Consider the following 367-nt stretch of genomic DNA (forward strand, 5'->3'; position numbering starts at 1 on the left):
AGGCCCATGCTCACCAATTTGGACAAGGATTAAAGCGGGCAGGCAACTCCCTGTTAACCTGGCTGGGAGAAGTCCACGATGTCGTCAGTAAGGTTAAACAGCGGGGGCGGATGTATGAAGCTTATCTGAAGACCCAAGCTCACGACTCAGTCATTGATTGGTACAAAGAGTTCAATGCGCACTGGCGAGAGGCTGAGTATAAAGAGATTGTCGATGTACTGGGTTTTGATCCGAAGAAAATCAGCTCGGAAGACTTCAGCCAAGCAAGGGCCATGACCCAGATTCTCTGGGAAGACGAGCGCTGCCAGGCCTTGCTGACCCGGTTCGCCAGAGATTACGCCAAAGCTCAGCACAGCCTGGAAATCAG

1 protein-coding gene is annotated in these 367 nt (G+C 52.0%); it reads left to right on the plus strand.

Annotated features, from left to right (window positions below; translation table 11 throughout):
* The coding region (locus tag CWC16_RS20035) for a hypothetical protein (protein ID WP_212747480.1) at positions 1-367 on the plus strand (367 nt) is incomplete at both ends.

The organism is Pseudoalteromonas sp. S3776 (genome assembly GCF_005886915.1).
Classification (GTDB): Bacteria; Pseudomonadota; Gammaproteobacteria; order Enterobacterales; family Alteromonadaceae; genus Pseudoalteromonas.